Annotated in this window: 20 protein-coding genes; 6 read left to right on the top strand and 14 right to left on the bottom strand. The window is 64.1% G+C overall.

Going from position 1 to position 18,860, the window contains the following annotated elements; genetic code table 11:
* Positions 1-14 precede the first annotated feature (14 nt).
* Positions 15-527, bottom strand: a complete 513-nt coding sequence (def, locus tag ETC27_RS05835; protein ID WP_136254049.1) for a peptide deformylase — start codon at positions 525-527, stop codon at positions 15-17.
* Between the two features lie 321 nt (positions 528-848).
* Here def and ETC27_RS05830 point away from each other — a divergent pair, with 321 nt between their 5' ends.
* From ETC27_RS05830 to aroE, 5 genes are all read left to right on the top strand, one after another.
* A complete protein-coding gene (locus ETC27_RS05830; RefSeq protein WP_136254048.1) occupies positions 849-1,922 on the top strand; it encodes a LysM peptidoglycan-binding domain-containing protein in 1,074 nt (357 codons plus the stop codon).
* Positions 1,923-2,094: 172 nt separating this feature from the next.
* A complete protein-coding gene (gene dprA, locus ETC27_RS05825) occupies positions 2,095-3,243 on the top strand; it encodes a DNA-processing protein DprA (RefSeq protein ID WP_136254047.1) in 1,149 nt (382 codons plus the stop codon).
* Positions 3,244-3,322: 79 nt separating this feature from the next.
* Positions 3,323-3,904, top strand: a complete 582-nt coding sequence (gene tsaC / locus ETC27_RS05820) for an L-threonylcarbamoyladenylate synthase type 1 TsaC (RefSeq protein WP_136254046.1) — start codon at positions 3,323-3,325, stop codon at positions 3,902-3,904.
* A gap of 74 nt (positions 3,905-3,978) precedes the next feature.
* The gene (gene hemF, locus ETC27_RS05815) at positions 3,979-4,911 is read left to right on the top strand and encodes an oxygen-dependent coproporphyrinogen oxidase (protein ID WP_136254045.1); all 933 of its coding nucleotides are present in this window, start codon (positions 3,979-3,981) and stop codon (positions 4,909-4,911) included.
* Positions 4,908-5,744: a shikimate dehydrogenase gene (gene aroE / locus ETC27_RS05810; protein WP_136254044.1), complete on the top strand. Its 837-nt coding sequence runs from the start codon at positions 4,908-4,910 to the stop codon at positions 5,742-5,744. The genes hemF and aroE overlap by 4 nt, the downstream gene beginning before the upstream one ends.
* A gap of 118 nt (positions 5,745-5,862) precedes the next feature.
* On the opposite strand, the gene ETC27_RS05805 is transcribed toward aroE, so the two are convergent.
* Together ETC27_RS05805 and ETC27_RS05800 are read right to left on the bottom strand one after the other, a co-directional pair.
* Entirely contained in the window at positions 5,863-6,135 is a 273-nt protein-coding gene (locus ETC27_RS05805; RefSeq protein ID WP_136254043.1) for a hypothetical protein, read from the bottom strand.
* Positions 6,136-6,936, bottom strand: a complete 801-nt coding sequence (locus ETC27_RS05800; RefSeq protein ID WP_136254042.1) for a M48 family metallopeptidase — start codon at positions 6,934-6,936, stop codon at positions 6,136-6,138.
* Between the two features lie 122 nt (positions 6,937-7,058).
* Between ETC27_RS05800 and ETC27_RS05795 the strand changes: the two genes are divergently transcribed.
* On the top strand, positions 7,059-7,928 hold the full coding sequence (locus ETC27_RS05795; protein WP_136254041.1) for an ATP-binding protein: 870 nt from the start codon (positions 7,059-7,061) through the stop codon (positions 7,926-7,928).
* Positions 7,929-7,988: 60 nt separating this feature from the next.
* Here ETC27_RS05795 and ETC27_RS05790 read toward each other — a convergent pair whose 3' ends face one another.
* From ETC27_RS05790 to ETC27_RS05740, 11 genes are all read right to left on the bottom strand, one after another.
* Positions 7,989-8,639 carry a hypothetical protein gene (locus ETC27_RS05790; RefSeq protein ID WP_439331790.1) on the bottom strand — a complete coding sequence of 217 codons (651 nt, stop codon included), beginning with the start codon at positions 8,637-8,639 and terminating at the stop codon, positions 7,989-7,991.
* 136 nt (positions 8,640-8,775) lie between these two features.
* A complete protein-coding gene (der, locus tag ETC27_RS05785) occupies positions 8,776-10,179 on the bottom strand; it encodes a ribosome biogenesis GTPase Der (protein ID WP_136254040.1) in 1,404 nt (467 codons plus the stop codon).
* Complete coding sequence (bamB, locus tag ETC27_RS05780; RefSeq protein ID WP_136254039.1) at positions 10,176-11,327, bottom strand: outer membrane protein assembly factor BamB; 1,152 nt, start codon at positions 11,325-11,327, stop codon at positions 10,176-10,178. The genes der and bamB overlap by 4 nt, the downstream gene beginning before the upstream one ends.
* A complete protein-coding gene (locus tag ETC27_RS05775; RefSeq protein ID WP_136254038.1) occupies positions 11,324-11,983 on the bottom strand; it encodes a YfgM family protein in 660 nt (219 codons plus the stop codon). Before ETC27_RS05775 ends, bamB begins: the two co-directional genes overlap by 4 nt.
* 66 nt (positions 11,984-12,049) lie before the next feature.
* A complete protein-coding gene (gene hisS, locus ETC27_RS05770; RefSeq protein WP_276605686.1) occupies positions 12,050-13,366 on the bottom strand; it encodes a histidine--tRNA ligase in 1,317 nt (438 codons plus the stop codon).
* Positions 13,367-13,393: 27 nt separating this feature from the next.
* Positions 13,394-14,509: a flavodoxin-dependent (E)-4-hydroxy-3-methylbut-2-enyl-diphosphate synthase gene (gene ispG / locus ETC27_RS05765; RefSeq protein ID WP_136254037.1), complete on the bottom strand. Its 1,116-nt coding sequence runs from the start codon at positions 14,507-14,509 to the stop codon at positions 13,394-13,396.
* Between the two features lie 6 nt (positions 14,510-14,515).
* Complete coding sequence (locus ETC27_RS05760) at positions 14,516-15,574, bottom strand: RodZ domain-containing protein (protein ID WP_136254036.1); 1,059 nt, start codon at positions 15,572-15,574, stop codon at positions 14,516-14,518.
* A 30-nt stretch (positions 15,575-15,604) separates the two neighbouring features.
* The gene (gene pilW, locus ETC27_RS05755) at positions 15,605-16,321 is read right to left on the bottom strand and encodes a type IV pilus biogenesis/stability protein PilW (protein ID WP_240724818.1); all 717 of its coding nucleotides are present in this window, start codon (positions 16,319-16,321) and stop codon (positions 15,605-15,607) included.
* Positions 16,322-16,499: 178 nt separating this feature from the next.
* Entirely contained in the window at positions 16,500-17,648 is a 1,149-nt protein-coding gene (gene rlmN / locus ETC27_RS05750; RefSeq protein WP_439331789.1) for a dual-specificity RNA methyltransferase RlmN, read from the bottom strand.
* 54 nt (positions 17,649-17,702) lie between these two features.
* Positions 17,703-18,131, bottom strand: a complete 429-nt coding sequence (gene ndk, locus ETC27_RS05745) for a nucleoside-diphosphate kinase (protein WP_136254033.1) — start codon at positions 18,129-18,131, stop codon at positions 17,703-17,705.
* Positions 18,132-18,459: 328 nt separating this feature from the next.
* Entirely contained in the window at positions 18,460-18,786 is a 327-nt protein-coding gene (locus ETC27_RS05740) for a HesB/IscA family protein (protein ID WP_136254032.1), read from the bottom strand.
* Between the last annotated feature and the right edge of the window lie 74 nt (positions 18,787-18,860).

Below are 18,860 nucleotides of genomic sequence, written 5' to 3'. Positions count from 1 at the left end.
GAAAGGGGGGATACTCAGGCGGGATGCATCTGGCGGTGGCGTTTCTGCATCTTCTTCATGACTCGGTCGCGCTTGAGCGGCGACAGATAGTCGACGAAGAGTCGTCCTTCCAGGTGGTCGTATTCGTGCTGAATGCAATGCGCCAGCAGCCCATCGGCCTCAAGCTCGTAGGCGTTGCCTTCACGATCCAGGGCCTTGAGCTTGACGGTCAGGGCGCGCGGCACTTCAGCATAGTATTCGGGGATCGACAGACACCCTTCCTGCATCGCCTCGCGCTCGTCGCTGAGCGGCGTGTATTCGGGGTTGATCATCACCAGCGGGTCGTTACGGTTCTCGCTGACATCCATCACAATGACGCGCCGGTGCACGTCGACCTGACTGGCCGCAAGGCCGATGCCCTGGGCGTCGTACATGGTTTCCAGCATGTCGTCGACTAGCTGACGAACCTGATCATCGACGGTGTCGACCGCCACCGCCTGAGTGCGCAGGCGCTCGTCCGGGAACTCGAGGATGGGTAACTTGGCCATGACGTTGAAATCACCGTATGTAAAATTCTGGGATATTACCCGTATTGTAGTGGGCAGGCTCTGCTAACGGAACCGCTATCCATATTATGGTCGCGATAGGGCGTGACTATGCTTGGTTCACGTCCTTGCCTTGTGAATCCTGCCACTAGAGACCCGTCATCCCCTTCCGGGGTTCCGCGATGCCGGCACTCAGGCAGAGTCTGACACGCCCGGCGAGCGTGGCCGCGGCAACGCGCCAAGGATACACTGGCCGATAGTAGCCAAGCGGCGCCAATGACGAATGTGATGCCCGACCGCATGCCGAGGATCAAGGAGAAACAAATGACACGAAGATGGGAGCGGGCCAGGCGTTGCGGGGGAGCGGCTTTGCTGATCGTTGGCCTGCTCGCGGCGGGCATGGCGCATGCGCAGCAACAGATGCTGCGTGATGATGCCCCCAAGCGCTACACCGTGGTCCGCGGCGATACCCTCTGGGACATTTCCGGTCGCTTCCTGAATCACCCCTGGCAGTGGCCGCAGGTATGGCAGATCAACCCGCAGATCGATAACCCGCACCTGATCTATCCGGGCGATGTCGTCGTGATTCGAGACTGTAATGGCAAGCCCTGCCTGGGTATCGAGCGCGGCCAGAACGTGGTCAAGCTATCGCCTGAAATGAGACGTATCCCGCGTCGTCAGGCCATCGCGCCGTTACCCCTCGATGTGGTCGAGCATTTCCTGACCCGTCATCGTATCGCCGATGCCTCGATCAATCTGTCCGAGCAGCCTTATGTGGTGGCAAGCGGCGACAAGCGACTGATCAGCGGTGCAGGCGATGACGTCTATGTGCGTGGGGACCTGACCGGGGATATCCGCTACGGCATCTATCGGCCCGGTGAAGTCTATCGCGATGCCCAGGGCGCCATCCTGGGCAGAGAATTAATCAGCATCGGGGAGGGCCGCCTGGCCGGCGGAGACGGTGATCTTAACCGGTTTGCGGTGACCGCTTCTCGACAGGAGGTGCGCGACGGCGACCTGCTCATGCCGCTAGAGCGCCTCGAGCTGGTGGGCGAATTTCAGCCCCGCCCGCCCGAGCATGCGGTCGAGGGGCGCATCCTCTCCGTGCCTGGCGGTGTGCGCTTTATCGGCCGGCTTCACGTGGTAGCGATGGATGTCGGCACCCGTGATGGTGTCGCGCCGGGCAGCGTGCTTGCCGTCGAGCAGCAGGGGGAACTGGTCAGCGACCCCCGGACCGAGGAGATGGCGCGCTTGCCGGGCGTCGAGGCGGGTCAGGTAATGGTCTTTCGCAGTTACGACCGGGTCAGCTATGGCCTGGTCATGCGGGCAACCCAAACGCTTGAAATCGGAGATCGGGTGCATACCCCGGATGCCATGGACCTGTATTCATTGAGATGACCAGGCGCGAGTTCGCGCCTATAGAACCGCGATCGCTTACCTTCTGACGGATAGTGCTTGAGACTGACAGTGCTGGAGGCTGACAGCACCTGAGAATGAAAGCACCTGAGACTGAGCGCCTCCACAGAACGTAACGACTCACTGATGAAAAGACGGAAAAGGGGAAAGCGCGATGACGGCCAAGGACTGGCTGGTACTCTCTCTGTTGCCGGGTCTCGGACCCAAGCGCATCCAGAGTCTGCGTGAACGCGCGCCGGAATGTCTCGAGAGCTGGCCCGAGGGCTGGCTGGCACTGCTGCCGCGCCCGGCGGCCACGGCGCTGAGGCTGTGGCTCGATCACCCCGGCCGCAGCCCGCTGTCTTCCTCAGTGGAGGCGCTCGACAGCTGGCTGGCCGCCGCTCCCCACCACACCCTATTGCATCCCGACCACCCGCATTGGCCGGCACTGCTCGATCAACTGCCCGACCCGCCGCCGGTGTTGTGGGCCAGTGGCGATCTTGCTGCCTTGAGGCCGCCGGCACTTGCCATCGTGGGCTCTCGACGCCCCACGCGAGATGGCCTGGATAGCGCCGCCGAGTTTGGCCGCCGCCTCGCCGAGGCGGGCTATGGCATCATCAGCGGCCTGGCGTTAGGTATCGACGGCGCCGCCCAGCGAGCGGCTCTGGACGCCGGCGGGCGCAGCGTCGCGGTGCTGGGATGCGGCGTCGATGTGGTCTACCCGCCGCGTCATGAGGCGCTGCACCGCCGACTCATGGCAGATAGTGGGCTTTTGCTTTCCGAACACCCGCCGGGCACCCAGGCGCGCGCCGCTTTCTTTCCCAGGCGCAACCGCATCGTCACTGGGCTTTCGCTTGGTGTGCTGGTGGTCGAGGCCGCCGAGAAGAGCGGGTCACTGGTCAGTGCGAGGCTCGCCATGGAACAGAACCGTGAGGTCTTCGCGCTGCCGGGATCGGTCCATAACCCTCAGGCCCGCGGCTGCCTGGGGCTGATTCGCCAGGGCGCGACCCTGGTGACCTGCATCGACGACATTCTCGACGAATTACCGCCCCAGCCCGTGGCAGCCACCGCCGGCTCGCCTAGCACGGCTTTACGATCCGACAGTGGGGCAGTTGTTTCAGCGACGAGCGAGGCAGGCCCCGAGGATCCACTGCTTGCGCTGCTCAGCGACCGGCCCACACCGCTGGATGTGTTGATCGAACTCACGGGGCTCGATGTCGGCAGCTGTCAGCGACGACTGCTGGAGTTCGAGATCGAGGGCCTTGCCACCCAGGCGGTGGGCGGTTGGATTCGCCTGACCCAGACACGCACCCAGGCACGCTGAGCGTCTCCTCGGGCACCCTCAGGGCAGGGCGCACATGATAGACTTTGCGCCAGTTGCCCCCGATGCACGAGGACCGCTGATGACCGATATTTCCGCACTCGACGCCGCACACACACCCGCTGTGGATACCGCCGTGGACGCCCTGGCGGCGGGTGGCGTGATTGCCTATCCGACCGAAGCGGTCTGGGGCCTGGGTTGCGACCCCGACAATGACCAGGCGCTAACGGCATTGCTGCGCCTCAAGGAACGGGATCCGGCCAAGGGGCTGATTCTAATCGCCGGCGAGATCGGCCAGCTCGCGCCCTGGCTCGAGGGACTGCCCCCGGCGCTTCACGCGCCGCTGGTGGCGAGCTGGCCGGGGCCCAATACCTGGCTGGTGCCGGACAATGGCCGTTCGAATGCCCTGCTGCGCGGGGCGCACCAGAGCGTTGCGCTTAGGGTCAGCGATCATCCGCTGGTGGCAAAACTCTGTGCGGCGTATGGCGGCCCCATCATCTCGACCTCGGCCAACCGGGCCGGTGAATCGCCGGCGATGACGGCCGCGGCCGTGCGCGAGACCTTCGGCGATGGCCTTGCCGCGGTGCTCGAGGGGCCGCTTGGCGATCACCCCAGGCCGAGTACCATTCGCGACCTGGTCAGCGGTCGGGTGCTGAGAGACTGAAGGCCGCGGCGGCGATACCCGTTGCGTCGCCGCGGTGATCTACCTTCCCATTTAATGCTGTGACTGGAGGCCGTGTGGCACACGCCAATCTCGATGCCGTCAAGACCTACCTGCTCGACCTGCAGGACCGCCTGTGTGCGGCACTGGCCGCCGAAGACGGCGGCGCCGAATTCCATGAAGATGCCTGGGAACGCCCCACCGGCGGCGGCGGTCGCTCGCGGGTGATCGAAAACGGCGCCGTTTTCGAGAAGGGCGGCGTCAACTTCTCGCATGTCTATGGCGAAGAATTGCCCCCTTCTGCAAGTGCCGCGCGCCCCGAGCTCGCCGGGCGCAGCTTCCATGCGGTCGGTGTGTCCTGGGTGGTGCACCCGACCAACCCGCATGTGCCGACCAGCCACGGCAATGTGCGTTTCTTTATCGCCGAGAAAGAGGGTGAAGCGCCGGTATGGTGGTTCGGTGGCGGCTATGACCTGACCCCCTTCTACCCGGTATTCGAGGACGTGGTGCACTGGCATCGGGTCGCCAGAGATGCCTGCTCGCCCTTTGGCGAAGAGGTCTATTCTCGCTACAAGGCGTGGTGCGACGACTACTTCTATCTCAAACATCGCGACGAAACCCGGGGCGTTGGCGGGCTTTTCTTCGATGATCTCAATCAGGGAGGCTTTGATGAGTGCTTTGCCTTCCTGAGAGCGGTGGGCGACAGCTTCCTCGACGCCTATCTGCCGATCGTCCAGCGCCGCCGCGACGAGGCCTACGGCGAGCGGGAACGCAACTTCCAGCTTTATCGCCGCGGACGTTATGTGGAGTTCAACCTGGTCTGGGACCGCGGCACCCTGTTCGGCTTGCAGAGCGGCGGACGCACCGAGTCGATCCTGATGTCGATGCCCCCGGCGGCCCACTGGCACTATGGCTGGACACCGGAGCCGGACAGCCCGGAAGAGGTGCTGTATCAGGATTATCTCAAGCCTAGGGATTGGCTCAGTGAAGCCGAGGAGGTCGAGGCATGAGCGATCGCTATTGTGTATTTGGCCATCCGATCGGGCATTCCAAGTCGCCGCAGATTCATACGGCCTTCGCCGCCCAGAGCAGTGAGCCCATGGAGTACACCGCCATCGAGGCGCCGAAGGATGACTTCGCCGGCGCCTGGCGTGATTTCGTGGCGGCCGGCGGTCGCGGCGCCAACGTCACCGTGCCCTTCAAGGAAGACGCCTACCGCCTCTGTGACGTGCTGAGCCCCCGCGCCCGGCGCGCCGGGGCGGTGAATACCCTGGTACTTGGCAAGGATGGCCGCACCTTCGGCGACACCACCGATGGTATCGGCCTGGTACGCGACCTGAAACATCATGGCATCACACTCGCCGGGGCACGGGTGCTGGTATTGGGTGCAGGCGGCGCGGTGCGCGGCGTGATCGAGCCGCTGCTCGCCGAGGGCCCTGCCGAGGTGCTGATTGCCAACCGCACCGCCGAGAAGGCGAGTGGCCTTGCCGAGGATTTCGCTGCCCTGACGGCTGGTCATACACGACTGCATGGCAGCGGCTTCGATGCCGTGCCGTCCCATTTCGATGTGGTGATCAACGGCACCAGCGCGAGCCTTGGCGGTGATCTGCCACCCTTGCCCGATGATGTCTTCGCACCGGGTGCGACCGCCTACGACATGATGTATGGCGCCACGCCTACGGTGTTTCTTGGCTGGGCGGCCGAGCGTGGCGCTCGCCCGGTCGATGGTCTGGGCATGCTCGTCGAGCAGGCGGCCGAGTCCTTCACCCAGTGGCGCAACCGGCGTCCCGATACGGCGCCGGTGCGCGAGATGTTGCGCCAGGCGCTTGAAGCCAACGCCTAGGCCCGCAAGGCGTTAGCGGGTTGTCCCATACAGAGAAGCCCGCCGGTCTCAAGACCGGCGGGCTTCTTGTCGTTCGCTTCAGTGTCGCTTCCTCGAAGACGAAGAGAACGAGGCTTTCTCAGCGTTTCTTGACGTAGAGCCCCACCATGGTCATGCCAAGCCCCAGCACTGATAGCAGGAGACCGCCGTTGACCAGCCAGGGCGCACGCTCGAGCCAGGGCACGAAGGGCTGAGGCGTATCGCGGCAGACGCCGGCGATGTAGTCCCAGTGGCCATCGTCGAACAGGCATTCACGTACCTTGCCAAGCTCAACGAAATAGATCGTCAGCAGCACCAGGATAGGCAGAATCAGCAGCGCAAGCCCCGCACGCGCAAGCAGTCGTTGACTCATTTAGGAGCGCCCGCAGTTGGGTGTCTTGCCGGCACGACGCGCCTGTTCATAGCGGGGTACGACCTGGCTCATGCTGGATTGAAGGCCGCTGATACGCTGGCTGTTGGTGGGGTGCGTAGACATCCAGGCCGGTGGCTGACTGCCGCCTGCCTGGCTCATCTTTTCCCACAGGGTGACGCTGGCACGAGGGTCGAAGCCCGCATCGGCCATCAGCCGAACACCCAGCGTATCGGCCTCGCTTTCGTGACTACGCGAGAAGGGCAGCATGATGCCAAACTGCGCCCCGGCGCCCAGTGCCCCCATCAACGCCTCGCCCTGAGCACCCTGGAGACCGGCGGCACTCTGGATGACTGACAGCCCCAGCTGAGTCGCCTGCTGGGTGGATACCCGCTCGTTGGCATGGCGTGCCAGCACGTGGGCGATCTCGTGGCCGATCACCGCCGCCAGCTGATCCTGGGTATTGGCGATATCCAAAAGGCCGGTGTTCACGCCGATGTAGCCACCGGGCAGGGCGAAGGCGTTGGCCGAGTCGTCTTCGAAGACCTTGACCTGCCACTGGGGAGCCAGATCCGTTGACGGCAGTTCAGCGATGATCGAACGCGACACGCACTGCACGTAGTTCAGGGTGGCACCGCCCACGGTGGGCAGTTTCTGCTGATACTGCTCGAAGGTTTGCTCACCCATCTGGTTAAGTTGCTGGTCGGACACCAGTGTCAGCTGCTGGCGACCGGTGGGGGAACTCGAACAGGCTGCCAGGGCGATGGTCAGCGCCCCTACGGCTATTCCATTGATCCAACGCATTTTGGGATTCTCCTTGGGACGGCAGCGAAAAGGGTCGCTGGACGACATGTCTAAGTTTGCCACAAGATACCCCGATCGCTGGCGCGGTAAAACCGTGAGACCTGAGACGAAGGAGATGATGCATGGATGATGCCCTGGCCCGGCGCCTGCTAGAGCTGATAGAACGGGTAGAGCCCTGGTTGCCACCCGCGTCGATCGAGATTGACTGGCGACATGATACCGCCGCCCTGTGGCAGCGAAATGCCCTTGGCGGGCAACTGATGCCGGTGCCACCCAGGGACGCCCTGAGCCTGGATGACCTGCTGGGCATCGAACGTCAGAAGCGCGCCCTGATCGACAACACCCGTGCCTTCCTGCGCGGCTATCCCGCCAACCATGCCCTCCTGTGGGGAGCACGGGGCAGTGGCAAGTCATCGCTTGTCAGAGCGCTGCTCAATGGCCTGGCGCCCGAAGGCCTGCGCCTGGTGCAGGTGGACCGCCACGACCTGGCGGGACTGCCGAACCTGGTGGCCATGCTGCGTAATGAGCCTCAGCGTTTCGTGGTCTATTGCGATGATCTGTCCTTCGAGGGCAATGACGATGCCTACAAGGCCCTGAAGAGCGTACTCGACGGCGCCATCACCGGCCCGCCCGAGAATGTACTGCTCTACGCCACCTCCAATCGCCGCCACCTACTGCCGGAATCGATGAGCGACAATCAGGAAACACGAGTGGTGGACGATGAGCTTCACCACGGTGATGCGGTCGAGGAAAAGATATCGCTCTCCGACCGCTTCGGCCTTTGGCTTGCGTTTCATCCCTTCAGTCAGGACGCCTATCTGGAAGCCAGCCAGCATTGGGTTGCCCATCTCGGTGGCGACGAGGACTGGTCGCCAGATGCCCGCGCCGAGGCGCTGCGTTTCGCCACCCTGCGCGGCGGGCGCAGCGGACGCATCGCCTGGCAGTTTGCCTGTCAGTGGGTGGGCCGCCAGCGGCTGGAAGCAGAGGGCTGATCGGATGTCCTGGCTTGCGGGATGACGCTCGCCCATCGTCGCGCTGAGCGTTGAGCAGCGCTAGCCTGCGCGGCCCTGGGGAATCAGGGTGCCGCTTTCCCCGACGTCCAGCTCGAGCTTCGGCATCAACAGGCCGCCGGGCAGCGTCATGCCAAGCCCGCTGAGGCTTCCTGGAGTGATCGTGAATTCGCTGCCGGCGGGCAGGTTACCGGTGCTGGCCATCTGCTGGGCGAGGGCGACCAGCGGGTCGAGCTGGCTCTTGTCGGCCTCGAGCAGATCGAACGCCAGCGGCAGGCGCAGGTCGGCCTCGTCTCCGGAGCGCAGGGTCACGTCCTCATCGTAGCGGCCGCTGATAGCGTCCAGCCCGGGCATGTCGAGGGTCCAGTTGAAGCCCGCCATCTGCACCGCAGGCAGCCCAGCGGGAAGCCCCAGGCCCAGAGCCATGGTGGCCTTGAGTGGCAGGCTGCCCATGCCGAGGCTCGAGGCCACCAGCGAGCCGATATCACGGGTATCGAGGCCGGCATCGATCTCGTAGGGCCCGATGCTGACCTTCTCGATGCCGAGCGAGGTGACCGCCAGGCGCATGGCGAAGAGCCCGGTCTGGGGCAGGGCGAAGCAGGCGCTCAGCAGCATCAGCAGGCCGCCGGCCAGCAGGTGGCGCCAGGGCCGCCGCCGCGCCGGCGAGGGGTGAGACAGGGAAAGGCATGACATGATGGCTACCCTCGGTATCCATTCACGGTGGACACTCAGCATAGTCGAGGGAGAGGGGTTCACCAACACAAAGCCCCCGCCGGACAAGGTCCGGCGGGGGCTATTTTGCGTCAGGCTCGACGGTGGGTCGAGGGCCCTAGCGACGGTTCTTGCGGGCTTCCTTGGTGCGGTCGAGCTCGCGTTTCTTGGCCTTCTCCTTGTCGCCGGCACCGGCCATGTTGTCATACGGGTTTTTGCCGGAGCGGAATTCGAAGCGGATCGGCGTGCCGCGTACCTTGAGCACCTTACGGAAGGTGTTGGTCAGGAAGCGCTTGTAGGCTTCCGGCAGCGCCTCGGTCTGGTTGCCGTGCACGACGATGATCGGCGGATTGCTGCCACCCTGGTGGGCCATGCGCAGCTTGATGCGGCGACCATGCACCATCGGCGGCTGATGCTCGGTGACCGCATCCTGCAGGATGTTGGTCAGACGATTGGTCGACCAGTGGCTGTTGGCTGAGGCGAAGGCGCGATCGATGGACGGGTAGAGATCACCCACTGCCGTGCCGTGCAGCGCCGAAATGAAGTGCATCTCGGCGTAGTCGGCGAAGCCCAGGCGACGCTTGATCTGGGCACGCATCTTCTCCTTGGCCTCGGCCTCCAGGCCGTCCCACTTGTTGACCGCCAGCACCAGGGCACGCCCGGACGTCAGCACATAGTCGAGCAGGTGAAGATCCTGCTCAACGAGCCCTGAACGCGCGTCGAGCACCATGACCGCGACATGACATTCCTTGATGGCATCCAGGGTCTTTACGATCGAGAACTTCTCGGCGATTTCCTTGACGTTCTTGCGACGGCGCACCCCGGCGGTGTCGACCAGCACATAGGGCTTGCCGCGACGCTCGAAAGGGATCTCGATGGCATCGCGGGTGGTACCTGCCTCGTCGAAGACCACCACGCGATCTTCGCCCAGCAGGCGGTTGACCAGGGTCGACTTGCCGACGTTGGGCCGGCCGATCACACCGATGCGCACGCCGTTGCTGAGATCCGGCGGTGCGGCGTTGGCCTCGCGCTCGGGGAAGGGCTCGAGCACTTCCTCGATCAGAGAGGTGACGTTGCGGCCATGGGCCGCCGCGATCGGGCGCGGATCGCCGATGCCCAGGCCCCAGAAGTCGCCGGAGGCGGTGTCTTCGTCGAGGCCATCGGTCTTGTTGACCACCAGCCAGGTCTTCTTCTGGTTGACGCGCAGGTGGTTGGCGATGGCCTCGTCGGCGACATTCAGACCGGCCCGGCCATCGACCATGAACAGCACGATGTCGGCCTCGTCGATGGCCACCAGCGACTGCTCGGCCATGGCGGCGTCGATGCCGTGCTCGTCGCCGCTGATGCCGCCGGTATCGATCACCGTGTAGGTCTTGTCGCCGAGCGCCCCGTTGCCGTACTTACGGTCACGGGTGAGGCCCGGGAAGTCGGCCACCAAGGCATCCCGCGAACGGGTCAGTCGGTTGAAGAGCGTGGACTTGCCGACATTGGGTCGGCCGACCAGGGCAATGACAGGATTCATGGTAGTTCGCGGATCTCCAGCGCCTCTAGGCGCCCGTCGTTGGCCAGCGCATGAATGCGGCGGCCGTCAGTAAGGGGGCGCAGGCTGATGCCCGAGCTATCGATGTGCTCACGACCGGCCAGTTGGCCGTTGGTAGCATCGAGCAGGTGCACATAACCTTCGAAGTCGCCGACCACCAGCTTGCCATCGGCAAAGGCTGGGGAGGTCAGCTGGCGACCCTCGAGGGTGTTGCTGCGCCATTTAAGTTGGCCGGACAGAGCGTCCAGTGCCAGCACGTGGCTGGCGTCGTCGATCACGTAAAGGGTTTCGCCGACCATCAGCGGTGACAGGTAGCTTGAGATATCGCGCTCCCACAGGGGCTCGCCGCTCTGCGCTTCCATGGCCACCAGGCGGCCGTGGTAACTGGTCAGATAGAGGCGGCCATCACGTGTCAGCAGCGGCTCGCCGTCGAGATCGATCAGACGATCCACTTCGCTTCGGCCCTTGGGCACGGCGATGCGCTGTTCCCACAGCGGCTGACCGCTACGGTTATCCAGCGTCGCGATACGGCCGTTGGCAAAGCCAGCGAAGGTCACCTGTTCGATGACCCTTGGGGTCCCGGTGCCACGCAGGGTCAGGGCCGGGTCGCTGGTGGAGTAGACCCATTGCTCGGCGCCGCTTGCGCGCTCAAGTGCCGTGATGCTGCCGTCGACACTCTGAACGACCACCAGTTGCTGATTGGGCTGGGGCGCGGCCAGCACTTCGCTGGGCACACGTGAGCGCCACAGCACTTCACCGTCGGCCTGATCGATGGCCAGCACCTCGCCGTTGCGCGTGCCCAGGTAGAGCCGCTCGGCAACGGCGGTCAGGCCACTGGAAATGGGGTTTTCCAGCTCGACCGTCCAGCGCCGCTCGCCGCTCTCGGCATTGATGGCCATCAGTTCGCCTTCGGCATCGGCCGCGAACAGGGTGTCACCATCCTGAGAGGGGCTGATCGGGTAGCGCGCCTCCCCGAGGCCGTCGCCGACCTGCACCGACCAGATGCCGTCCAGCGTCACACTCTCGCTGAAGCTCTTGAGTTCCTTGGGCGGCGTTTCGGGTTCCACCTGACCGGCACAGCCGGCCAGCAGGCCAAGGGATGCCAGGGCGATCAACAGCGTCGATTTCATAGCGTAGCTTCCTCTGCGCCGAGGTTGTCGAGCTTGAGCTGAGTGCCGAACAGCGGTTGGCCGCTGGCTTCAGCGGTGGCCAGGGCCTCTCGATAGGCATCGCGGGCCTCGTCCTTCTGACCAAGGGTCAACTGGGCATCGCCACGCAGCGCAAGGCGCTGGGCATCGAGTGCTTCACTGTCGATGGCGTCCAGGGTCGAGAGTGCGGTATCGGCTTCGTCGCCCGCCAGCTGCAGGCGTGCCAGACGTAGCCGTGCCAGGTCCTTGAGATAGCCGCGTTCGGTGGCGTCGATCAGCGTGGAGAGCGCGTCGCGGGCCCCCGCCAGGTCGCCGTCGGCCACCGCCAAGCGCGCGTCGATCAGGCTCGCCAGGTCCGCGTAGAGGGTACCACCGTGCTCCTCATTGAGCGCGGTCACCTGTTCACGGGCCTGGGAAAGAGCGGCATCTTCAAGCGTTGGTTGGCTGGCAAGCGACAGCAGCTGCTGGTAGCGCATGGAGGCCGCTTCGGCCTGATTGGCCTGATAACCTTCCCAGGCCTTCCAGCCGAAGATCCCGGCAGCGGCGATGACCACGCCGGCGATCAGCGAGGTGCCGTTTTCCTTCCACCAGCGCTTGATGGCCTCTAGCTGTTCTTCATCGGTGTTCAGCTCCGCCACGGGCGGTCTCCTTGCGTCAGTGACCCCCGCACCGATCGTTGGTGCGGGAGTGGGCATCATGGATGTTTAGGCTTGGCCAAGCGGCCGGTCGAGCAGCGCCGGCAGCATCTCGGCGAGGGTCTCGCGGGACAGACGCTGCTGTTCGCGGTCCTCGCGCATGAACTTGACGGTGACGGCATTTTCGGCGAGCTCGTCTTCCCCGATCAACAGTGCGAGGCGAGCGCCACTCTTGTCCGCCTTCTTGATCTGGCTCTTGAAACTGCCGCCGCCGCAATGCACCTGGGCGCGCAGCTCGGGCAGCGCGCCGCGTAGCTGCTCGCCGAGCAGCAGGGCGCTGCGGGTGGCCGCGGTGTCCATGCCGAGCACATAGACATCCAGCGGCGGGCGAGCCTCGTCGGGCACCAGCTCAAGGGTCTCGAGCAAGAGGATTAGCCGCTCGACGCCCATCGCGAAACCGACCGCCGGTGTCGGCTTGCCGCCCAACTGCTCGACCAGGCCATCGTAGCGGCCACCGGCACAGACGGTACCCTGGCTGCCAAGTGCGGTGGTGGTCCACTCGAAGACGGTGCGCGAGTAGTAATCGAGACCACGCACCAGGCGTGGGTTGATCACGTAGTCGATGCCGGCGGCATCGAGAATCGCGGTCAGCTCCTCGAAGTGAGTACGGGACGCCTCGTCGAGGTGATCCATCAGCTTGGGCGCACCCTCGATGACATCAACCATCGCCGGGTTCTTGGAATCCAGGATGCGCATCGGGTTGCTTTCGAGGCGGCGCAGGGAGTCCTCGTCGAGGACATCCATGTGCTGCTTGAAGTAGGCCACCAGCAGGTCACGATAGGCGGCGCGGGCATCGAGGGAGCCCAGCGAGTTCAGCTCCAGGGTCACGTGCTTGTCCAGGCCCAGCTGCTGCCAGAGGCGGGCGGAAAGCAGGATGACCTCGGCGTCGATATCCGGGCCTTCCAGGCCATAGGTCTCGATGCCAACCTGATGGAACTGCCGGTAGCGACCCTTCTGGGGGCGCTCGTGGCGGAACATCGGACCCTGGTACCACAGCCGCTGTGTCTGGTTGTGCAAAAGGCCCTGTTCCATGGCCGCGCGCACGCAGCTCGCCGTGCCTTCGGGGCGCAGGGTCAGGCTGTCGCCGTTGCGGTCTTCGAAGGTGTACATCTCCTTCTCGACGATGTCGGTGACCTCGCCGATCGAGCGCTTGAACAGCGCGGTCTGTTCGAGCACCGGCGTGCGAATCTCGTCATAACCGTAGCGGCCCATCAGCGCCCGAACCTGACCCTCGAAGTACTGCCAGAGGGGCGACTGGTTCGGCAACAGGTCGTTCATGCCACGGATGGCCTGAATTTTTTTCTTGCTTGTTTCGGGCGTGCTCAATGCTTGCTCCTTGAGGGGGCGTCGGGATCAGGCGTCCCGGGCGATGACGTCCTGTTCGGTCTGCTCCTTGAGGCGAACCCGCTCACGGATCAGCGCTTCAAGGTCGTCAATCAGGTGATCGTTACGCAGCTTGCTGGCCGGCTTGCCGTCGAGATAGACGAGGTTGGCCGGAGAGCCACCGGTCAGGCCGACATCGGTTTCCTTGGCTTCACCCGGGCCGTTGACGACGCAGCCGATCACCGAGACATCCAGCGGCGTCATGACATCCTCAAGCCGCTCTTCGAGCGCATTCATGGTGCCGATGACGTCGAAATTCTGCCGTGAACAGCTGGGGCAGGCGATGAAGTTGATGCCCTTGGCGCGCAGCTTGAGGCTCTTGAGCATGTCGAAGCCGACCTTGATCTCTTCGACGGGATCGGCGGCAAGGGACACGCGAATGGTGTCGCCGATGCCATCCATCAACAGCATGCCAAGGCCGATCGATGACTTGACCGTGCCCGAGCGAAGGCCGCCGGCCTCGGTGATGCCTAAGTGCAGCGGCTGCTCGATGCGGCTCGCCAGATCGCGGTAGGCGGCCACGGCCATGAACACATCCGATGCCTTGACGCTGACCTTGAAGTCGGGGAAATCAAGACGGTCAAGATGATCGATATGACGCATCGCCGATTCGACCAGCGCCGCGGGCGTGGGTTCGCCGTATTTCTTCTGCAGGTCCTTTTCCAGGGAGCCTGCGTTGACGCCGATGCGGATCGGGATGCCGTTATCGCGGGCGGCGCTGACCACGGCCTGCACGCGGTCTTCGCGACCGATATTGCCGGGGTTGATGCGCAGGCAGTCGACGCCGAGTTCGGCGACGCGCAGGGCGATCTTATAGTCGAAGTGGATGTCGGCGACCAGCGGGACGTTCACCTCGCGCTTGATGCGCCCGAACGCCTCGGCGGCGTCCATGTCCGGCACGCTGACACGCACGATGTCGGCGCCGGCGGCTTCGAGCTGGCGAATCTGGCCGACGGTCGCGGCCACGTCCAGGGTGTCGGTGTTGGTCATGCTCTGCACCGAGATCGGTGCATCGCCGCCCACGGGCACGTTGCCGACATGAATCTGGCGTGAGCGGCGTCTAACGATGGGAGACTGCGCGTGCATGCGGGATCATTCTCCTAGGCTGAAGCGGGCGACATTGTTGCTGCCGGCATACTCCGTCAGATCGACGGTCTCGCCCTGGTAGCGCAACTCTACGCCGCTGGCGTTGCCGACGGTCAGGCGAAAGGGCGCTACCCCTTCGGCCCGGGCGGTGCTGCCGGCTGACTGCAGGCCAACGAAGATGCGATCGTCGTTGGCATCGAAGATTTCGGTCCAGGACTGCTCGTTGAAGGAAAGCTCCAGCACGGCAGGGCCGGCGTCGCTCCCGGCCGAGGCCGGCTCGGCACTGTCGGTGCCCTGCGTGTCGTTGGAAGCGGCACTTTCCGCCTGGGCGACATCACTGCCCGTCTCGTTAGACGTGGCGTCGCCGGCTGACTGGCCGGTATCCGAGGCGCTTGCGCCGGTGTCCTGGCTCGCGTTCTGGGCGTCGTTCTGAGACGTATTCTGAGCGGTGTTCTGAGCGTTATTCTGGCCGTCCGTCAGCCCCATGTCGCTGTCCTCGTCGGGTAGCGGCGGCATGTCGCCGGATTCGGCACTTGTGTCGCCGTCGGCCGAGTTCTCTACGGTGGAGCCATCGGTCACGGCGGTGCCGTCCAGGGTGTCCACGGCTACCGGCTCGTTGTCGCCGATGCCGGGCAAGCCACTGCCATCGCGGCTTTGCCACCACAGTAGGGTCAGGCCGACGAGACCAAGGATCACCAGCAACGTGACCAGTTTGAACAGCCAGGCGCCCAGTCGCGAGGGGCGCTTGGCCACCTTGACCGGTGTCACGCGACGCTCGGTTTCGGTCACGCCGCCGTTGGCAGCCCGGTAGGCGTCCAGCACCCCTGTTTCGTCGATGCCCAGCAGGCGGGCATAGGCGCGCAGATAACCGCGGCGGTAGGCTTCCACCGGCACCTGCTCATAGTCGTCCTTTTCAAGGCCAGTGACCACGGCCGGGCGCAGGTTCAGGGAGGTGGCGACCTCGTCCAAAGAAAGTCCCTGATTTTCGCGCTCCCCGCGCAGGATGTCGCCGGGAGATGACGGGCGGGCCGTATCGATGCTGTCGTTATCGTGCATGTCGCTCATGACTGAGCATCCTTGATCGAGAATCGGTTGTCAGGGTGTGCCAAGGGATTCGTCCGGAGAAGCCGAAGACGTGAGCTGGCGGGCGTAGAAATCGGCCTGCTCGTTATCGCCTCTGGCGAGAGCGATATCGCGCGCCAGCGTCAGGTTCTCCTGAGTAATGCCTGTCAGGCGCATGTGCGCCTGAATGTTGTCCCAAGCACGAGTTTGATGTCCCTGCGCGTATTCAAGCTGTGCCAGCAGCAGATAGCTTCTGGGTCGACGCGGATTGATGGCCTTGGCGCGCTTCAAGGCCTCACGCGCCTGCGCCGTGTTCCCAAGGTCGCGCTGGCACTGGCCCAGATTGGCAAATAGCTGGGCTCGATTGGCATATTGTGTGTCTTCGCTGGCCAGTGCCAGCTGATCGCAGGCTTCGCGAGTTCGCCCCTGAGCATACAGGAAGGCAGCGAAATTGTTGCGTGCCCGGGTCAAGCCGGGGTCTGCGTCCAGCGCGCGCCGAAAGTAGTCATTGGCCATAGACGTCTCGCCCTGGCGCTGGAAGATCATCGCCATGGCCTGCAGCGCCTCGGGATCATTGGGCGCGACATCCAGCGCTCGGCTTAGGGCACGCATGGCGCGCGGCAGGTTGTTGCGCTCGAGATAGGCCGTCCCGAGGCGCGTATACGCCTCGGCGGAGTCGTCCTGATCGGGTTGCTGCGCCGCTGGTGTTGCACAGCCACCGAGCCACACTACGCAAAGCAGCGTAGTCATCAGGGCACCTCGTCCGGCTCCTGCCGGGCGACGGTGATGAGGGCTCATGAACATTTCTTGCGGCATGATGGAAGCGATCCGGGTGGCAGTCGGCCACCGCACATGAGGTGCAAGCGTGGCCGATAAGGCTTGTCCATCAAAGCGTTCTGCCCGATTGAAGTCAAGCGCACCCCAGGCGTCAGTCGGCGTCGATCTGGATCGACTGGATGTAGCGTTCATGGCGCTTGGTGCGGTCTTTCACTCGACCCACCAGCTGGCCACAAGCGGCATCGATGTCATCGCCGCGGGTGCTGCGCACCGGGGCGGTGTAGCCCAGTTCGTAGAGCCACTGCTGGAAGCGCATCGTCTGGTTACGTGACGGCTTCTCGTAGCCCGAATGCGGGAACGGGTTGAACGGAATCAGGTTGATCTTGCACGGCAATTCATTGAGCAGAGCGGCAAGTTGTTCGGCATGCTCCTGCTGGTCATTGACGTCCTTGATCAGGGTGTACTCGATGGTGATGATGCGCGTGTCATCGCACTTGGCGAGGTAACGTTTGCAGGCATCAATCAGCGAACGAATGTTGTACTTGCGGTTGAGCGGTACCAGTTCACTGCGCAGGTCGTCGGTGGCGGCGTGCAGCGAAATGGCCAAGCTCACATCGATGTCGTCGCCAAGCTGGTCGATCTTTGGCACCACGCCTGAGGTCGACAGGGTGACGCGACGCTTGGACAGGCCGTAGCCGTTGTCGTCGAGCATCAGCTTCATCGCCGGCAGGACGGCATCGTAGTTCATCAGCGGCTCGCCCATGCCCATCATCACCACGTTGGTGACCGGGCGATTGGCGGTGTCGCGGCGCGGTCCCACGCTGCGCTGAGCCACCCACACCTGACCGATGATTTCAGCGGGGGTGAGGTTGCGCTGGAAGCCCTGCTTGCCGGTCGAGCAGAAACTGCAGTCAAGCGAACAGCCGACCTGCGAGGATACGCACAGGGTGCGGCGCTTGCCGTTCTCGGCCGGGATCAGCACGGTTTCCACGTAGCTGCCGTCCTCGACCTCGAGTACCCACTTGCGGGTGCCGTCGCTGGAGGTGCCTTCATAGACCACGCCGGGGCCACGGATTTCGGCCACCTCTGCCAGGCGTTCTCGCAGGGCCTTGGAGAGGTTGGTCATGGCGGAGAAGTCATCACAGCCTTCCTGATGAATCCACTTCATCAGCTGGGCGGCGCGGAACTTCTTCTCGCCGATGGACAGGAAGAAGGATTCCATCTGCTCTCGGGACATGCCGAGCAGATTGGTGCGGGACGGGGTATCGGTCGTGACAGTCGTGGCAGTCATGGTGGGCATCGCGGGGTCGGTGGGCGGTACGCGGGAGGCCAGGCCCCCCGCGTGGAGACGCTATCAGCCGCGCGGGCAGATCTCGTCGGCGCCGAAGAAGTAGGCCACTTCGCGCTCAGCGGACTCGGCAGAGTCAGAGCCATGCGCCGCGTTGGCATCGATGGACTCGGCGAAATCGCCGCGGATGGTGCCGGCTTCGGCTTCTTTCGGGTTGGTCGGACCCATCAGGTCACGGTTGATGGCGATGGCGTTCTCGCCTTCGAGCACCTGGACCATGACCGGACCGGACGTCATGAAGCCGGTCAGGGCGCCGAAGAAGGGGCGTTCCTTGTGTTCGGCGTAGAAACCTTCGGCCTTCTCCTGAGAGAGATGGATCATCTTGGCCGCGACGACCTTGAGGCCAGCCTTTTCGAAGCGAGTGTAGATCTCGCCGATCACGTTCTTGGCAACGGCATCGGGCTTGATGATGGACAGCGTGCGTTCGGTAGCCATGGGACAGGTCTCCGTAAGGTGTTGGAAGCGTCAGGAACTTCATAGGACGGCGCGCCGCCCGCGGCGACACGAGAACGTGCATGCCACGGGCGGCGCGTCGAAAATCGTGGATCCACCGCGCTCGGCGGCCGATGAGGCGCGGATTATAACGCCGGAAGTCCGCGAGGGACAATCTTTGACCAACTCGCCCTTGCTAGCCATCACGCCGGGGGCGTGATGGCCGCAGGGGCGTCAGGGAGTCGCTATCGTGGCCGATCCCCATCTTTCAGGGACGGCGCATGGTCGGCTAAGTGGCGGCCAAGAGATGGCTCAGGGGCCAAGACGCGCCTCAGACCGTGAAACTTTCGCCGCAGCCGCACTCATCCTTGACGTTGGGATTGTTGAAACGGAAGAAACGGTTGAGGCCTTCCGAGACATAGTCGACTTCGCTGCCGTCGAGCATTTCCAGGGCCTCGGGCGCGACATACACCGCCACGCCATGCTCCTTGAAGCTGACGTCTTCGGCGCCCTGTTCATCGGCAAAGTCCAGCACATAGCTGTAACCGGAGCAGCCGCTCGGCTTGACTGAAACGCGCAGGCCGAGGCCGTGGCCGCGCTCGTCGAGCACCTGACGGATTTGGCTGGCGGCGGCGGGAGTGATCGAAAGATGGGCCATGGTGCGAGCCTCCTTGAAGGTGTCGGGTGCGTGGGAGTGCAAAGGGTACGCAGGACAGACGGAAAGCGAGCTTT

The organism is Onishia niordana (assembly GCF_004798965.1).
Lineage (GTDB): Bacteria > Pseudomonadota > Gammaproteobacteria > Pseudomonadales > Halomonadaceae > Onishia > Onishia niordana.
This window is presented reverse-complemented; position numbering and strand designations above follow the sequence as displayed.

What these genes read in the sequence shown, in the direction of transcription:
- pilW (WP_240724818.1), bottom strand. Translation starts at nt 16,321, where the DNA reads ATGACTACGCTGCTTTGCGTAGTGTGGCTCGGTGGCTGTGCAACACCA.
- ispG (WP_136254037.1), bottom strand. Translation starts at nt 14,509, where the DNA reads ATGCACGCGCAGTCTCCCATCGTTAGACGCCGCTCACGCCAGATTCAT.
- ETC27_RS05790 (WP_439331790.1), bottom strand. Translation starts at nt 8,639, where the DNA reads ATGTCATGCCTTTCCCTGTCTCACCCCTCGCCGGCGCGGCGGCGGCCC.
- ETC27_RS05795 (WP_136254041.1), top strand. Translation starts at nt 7,059, where the DNA reads ATGGATGATGCCCTGGCCCGGCGCCTGCTAGAGCTGATAGAACGGGTA.
- ETC27_RS05740 (WP_136254032.1), bottom strand. Translation starts at nt 18,786, where the DNA reads ATGGCCCATCTTTCGATCACTCCCGCCGCCGCCAGCCAAATCCGTCAG.
- ETC27_RS05760 (WP_136254036.1), bottom strand. Translation starts at nt 15,574, where the DNA reads ATGAGCGACATGCACGATAACGACAGCATCGATACGGCCCGCCCGTCA.
- ETC27_RS05830 (WP_136254048.1), top strand. Translation starts at nt 849, where the DNA reads ATGACACGAAGATGGGAGCGGGCCAGGCGTTGCGGGGGAGCGGCTTTG.
- tsaC (WP_136254046.1), top strand. Translation starts at nt 3,323, where the DNA reads ATGACCGATATTTCCGCACTCGACGCCGCACACACACCCGCTGTGGAT.
- rlmN (WP_439331789.1), bottom strand. Translation starts at nt 17,648, where the DNA reads ATGCCCACCATGACTGCCACGACTGTCACGACCGATACCCCGTCCCGC.
- aroE (WP_136254044.1), top strand. Translation starts at nt 4,908, where the DNA reads ATGAGCGATCGCTATTGTGTATTTGGCCATCCGATCGGGCATTCCAAG.
- dprA (WP_136254047.1), top strand. Translation starts at nt 2,095, where the DNA reads ATGACGGCCAAGGACTGGCTGGTACTCTCTCTGTTGCCGGGTCTCGGA.
- ETC27_RS05805 (WP_136254043.1), bottom strand. Translation starts at nt 6,135, where the DNA reads ATGAGTCAACGACTGCTTGCGCGTGCGGGGCTTGCGCTGCTGATTCTG.
- ETC27_RS05800 (WP_136254042.1), bottom strand. Translation starts at nt 6,936, where the DNA reads ATGCGTTGGATCAATGGAATAGCCGTAGGGGCGCTGACCATCGCCCTG.
- bamB (WP_136254039.1), bottom strand. Translation starts at nt 11,327, where the DNA reads ATGAAATCGACGCTGTTGATCGCCCTGGCATCCCTTGGCCTGCTGGCC.
- def (WP_136254049.1), bottom strand. Translation starts at nt 527, where the DNA reads ATGGCCAAGTTACCCATCCTCGAGTTCCCGGACGAGCGCCTGCGCACT.
- ndk (WP_136254033.1), bottom strand. Translation starts at nt 18,131, where the DNA reads ATGGCTACCGAACGCACGCTGTCCATCATCAAGCCCGATGCCGTTGCC.
- der (WP_136254040.1), bottom strand. Translation starts at nt 10,179, where the DNA reads ATGAATCCTGTCATTGCCCTGGTCGGCCGACCCAATGTCGGCAAGTCC.